At 44.3% G+C, this 3,577-nt stretch carries 5 protein-coding genes; 3 read left to right on the forward strand and 2 right to left on the reverse strand.

Annotated elements, in window-relative coordinates:
- The 3 genes from ACWVCM_RS09550 to ACWVCM_RS09560 form a co-directional block, all read left to right on the forward strand.
- On the forward strand, positions 1-650 hold a 650-nt coding region (locus tag ACWVCM_RS09550), incomplete at its 5' end, for an NfeD family protein (RefSeq protein WP_455201513.1).
- Positions 647-1,399: a slipin family protein gene (locus ACWVCM_RS09555; protein WP_455201514.1), complete on the forward strand. Its 753-nt coding sequence runs from the start codon at positions 647-649 to the stop codon at positions 1,397-1,399. The genes ACWVCM_RS09550 and ACWVCM_RS09555, both read left to right, overlap by 4 nt.
- Before the next feature lie 203 nt (positions 1,400-1,602).
- Positions 1,603-2,892 carry a TlpA family protein disulfide reductase gene (locus tag ACWVCM_RS09560; protein WP_455201515.1) on the forward strand — a complete coding sequence of 430 codons (1,290 nt, stop codon included), beginning with the start codon at positions 1,603-1,605 and terminating at the stop codon, positions 2,890-2,892.
- Here ACWVCM_RS09560 and ACWVCM_RS09565 read toward each other — a convergent pair.
- Positions 2,889-3,059: a hypothetical protein gene (locus ACWVCM_RS09565; RefSeq protein ID WP_455201516.1), complete on the reverse strand. Its 171-nt coding sequence runs from the start codon at positions 3,057-3,059 to the stop codon at positions 2,889-2,891. The genes ACWVCM_RS09560 and ACWVCM_RS09565 overlap by 4 nt on opposite strands.
- A gap of 102 nt (positions 3,060-3,161) precedes the next feature.
- Positions 3,162-3,577: molybdate ABC transporter substrate-binding protein (locus ACWVCM_RS09570; RefSeq protein ID WP_455201517.1), on the reverse strand; the 416-nt coding region annotated here is incomplete at its 5' end.

Here is a 3,577-nt window from a genome sequence, read left to right on the forward strand (position 1 = left end):
AACAAATGGAACCTGACTGGCGTAATCGCCTGTTAAGTATTCTAACTGATCCCAATGTTGCCTATATTTTAATGCTAATTGGCATCTACGGTCTGATCTTTGAATTTTCTAATCCTGGCGCATTAATACCCGGCATCATGGGCGCCATCTGCCTGCTGTTGGCATTGTTTGCCTTTCAGGTGCTTCCTATCAATTATGCCGGCTTCGGATTGATTCTGTTAGGTCTTGCGTTAATGATCGCTGAAGCCTTTGCGCCAAGTTTTGGCGCGCTAGGCATCGGTGGGGTTATCGCATTTGTCATCGGCTCCATCATTCTAATGGACACAGATGTACCCGGATTTGGTGTGTCACTACCATTAATCGGCACTTTTGCTTTGGTCAGCAGTGCACTATTCACCGTTGTGTTAGTTATGGCCCTTAAAGCAAGACGAAGGCCAGTGGTTAGCGGCCAGGAAGAATTGATCGGTGCAACAGCGGAAGTCGTTAATAACTTTAGTGGTGAAGGTTTTGTGCATTTACACGGTGAAAACTGGAGCGCCTATACCACTACCCCGCTGCGAAAAGGCCAATCAGTTCGTGTCACAAAACTAGATGGCTTAACCCTTTGGGTGGAACCGCAGGAAGGCGACCACGAGGAGAAAACATCATGATAACGACAGCTTATCTTGGTTATATCACTATATTTTTTATTTTAGGATTATTATTCAGCGCCATTAAAATATTAAGAGAATACGAACGTGGCGTTATTTTTCTATTGGGCAGGTTTTGGAAAGTAAAAGGGCCGGGACTGATTATCGTTATTCCGGTAATCCAGCAAATGGTCAGGGTGGATTTACGAACTGTGGTTATGGATGTTCCTTCGCAAGACGTCATATCACGGGACAACGTCTCAGTTAAAGTTAACGCAGTGATTTATTTTCGTGTCGTGGACCCGGAAAAAGCCATCATCCAGGTAGAAAACTTTCTGGCAGCCACCAGCCAACTGGCGCAAACTACGTTACGCTCAGTGCTTGGTCAACATGAACTGGACGATATGCTGGCAGAACGCGAACAACTCAACGCTGATATCCAGACTATTCTTGACAAACAAACTGATGCCTGGGGCATCAAGGTTGCCAACGTGGAGATTAAACACGTTGACCTGGATGAAAAAATGGTTCGCGCCATTGCCAAGCAGGCAGAAGCGGAACGCGAAAGGCGTGCCAAGGTTATTCATGCTGAAGGCGAGATGCAGGCAGCCCACAAACTGGTCGATGCCGCAAAAACCCTGGAACAACAACGGCAGGCACTACAATTACGCTATTTGCAGACATTGACAGAAATTGCCGGTGAAAAAAGCTCGACCATCGTTTTTCCGTTACCAATGGATTTAATAAAACCCTTGTTGGAAAAAGATTAGTTTTAACAAAGGGTTTCCAGTAACTCCTTGTAAACAGTTTTCTCAGGATGGTCTTAACGTCTTACAACACCGCCTATTCGATAAAAACATATATCGGAGATATTTTATCGCATATACAAAACAGAATGTTTTTCCATTACGATTGTCGAGTATAATGGGCACGAAATAAAAGCACCCATTTTTTATATTTATAAAAGCCTGGCATGATTAACAGTACTACCCGCATTCTTATTATCCTGCTCTTCATCTTCACTATTGTTCCTGGTTATGCCAAAACGGACATTGAGAATCAGGAATATCAGGTCACAGCCACCGATGGCACGGAACTCAGTTTAATACGTTATCCCGCTCAAGGTGACCACCTTATAATCTGGATCGCACCAGGTTATGGTATACACGAGCGATCAATCCAGGTTGCGCAACAATTGGCGGCTGACGGTATAGAAATATGGCAAATTGACCTGGCGGAAGCATTATTTTTACCACGTAGTACAGAACAGATGCGTAGCTTTACCGGTCATTATGTTGCCGATTTGATTCAAATTGCCCACAAGGAAACGAATAAAAAAATCCTGCTCTCGGCCAGATCCTATGGAGCAATCCCGCTACTGCGCGGTGTCCGAATTTGGCAAGAGCGAAAACCCGAAGAACCGTACGTTACAGGTGCTATATTATTTTCTCCTGACTTATATACGACAATACCTTCACTTGGCCTGGAACCAGAATATCTTCCCATTGCATCAGCAACCAATATCCCTATCATGATCTTTCAGGATGGAATACGCGGTAACCGCTGGTATGTCAACAACCTGATTGACACCTTGCTGATTGGTGGTAGCCAGCCCATGTTAAAAATATTACCCGGTGTTTCTGCGCTGTTTTTCGAAGAAGATTCCGCCCCGGAAACTATACAGGCATTTACCAACCTGCCAAAGGATATACAAAAAAGTATTAAATTACTGGAAAAAATGCCAGGTCCGGTTACTCCGGCACCCATGAAAGAACAGTTTGCATCTGTAGGTAGCGGTATAGATATCCGCATGAAAAAGTTCAAAGGAAATTTTCTACCTTACCCTATTGATCTGAAGGACGCTGCGAACAACCATTACCAACGCGATTCCTACGAAGGACAAATAACAATCATCAATTTCTGGGCTACCTGGTGCCCTCCCTGTGTTGAAGAAATTCCTTCCCTTAACCGTTTAAAGGACAAAATGCGTGACATACCCTTTGAGCTAGTATCGATTAACTACGCAGAAAGCGCAGCAACTGTCACTGAGTTTCTACAAAAGGTTGACGTCAATTTTCCCGTACTCCTGGACGAGACTGGAAAAGCGTCTATAAAGTGGAATGTAGTTGCGTTCCCATCGACTTTTATCATTGGCCCCGATGGAAAGATTCACTATGGTGTGAACGCTGCTATTCTCTGGGACAGCGAGGAAGTTATCTCTACCCTAAAACAACTTTATAGCACGACCAGACCAGTTCCTTAAATGTGCTTTAGCAGGTCTAGATTTACTGCATGACTGATTTTGGGTCTGGCCTGATTTATTGCGCTACCGGGACAGGCTTTCCTGTTGCATATTCTTGCACCTGTTAATTGCCCTGAATTTTCATCAGACATATCGCCAAACGACAATGCGCGATCAGGATCGCGCATTTTCCTTTTATATAATCCATTGAAAGTGTGATTGTGCAAATAGCCAGGCCACCTCTAAAGAGATAACCTGGCTACTACTGCCGCTTCTCCCCCCTCTACGAATTATTTTGCCGGCTGTGGTATTGGCTTCAATTTTAAATCATCTGTAGATGCACTGACAAAGCCATATTTTTTATAGATATTCTGCGCGTCTGCCGTACCCAGGTAGGACAGATAACGAGAAGCATTATAAGAATTTTTACCCGTTTTTAGCACACCGATCGCATAACCTACCTTATGTGCCATATTATATGGTGAAGGAATGCTGACACCTTCAACATTACGACCTTCTGCCTTTGCGTGCTTGACTTCTGTCGTCCACACAATACCTACATCAGCTTTATTATTTTCTATGCGGTAGGGTGTTTCCCGATGATGACGCTGGGTGAACCAGGTTTTGCCTTCAACCGCCCAACAACCTTTACACTTCTTGCCCGCAGTCACCTGTTCATAAAGTCCCAGGTCTTTCAGCATTTGCG

The organism is Kaarinaea lacus, assembly GCF_975902315.1.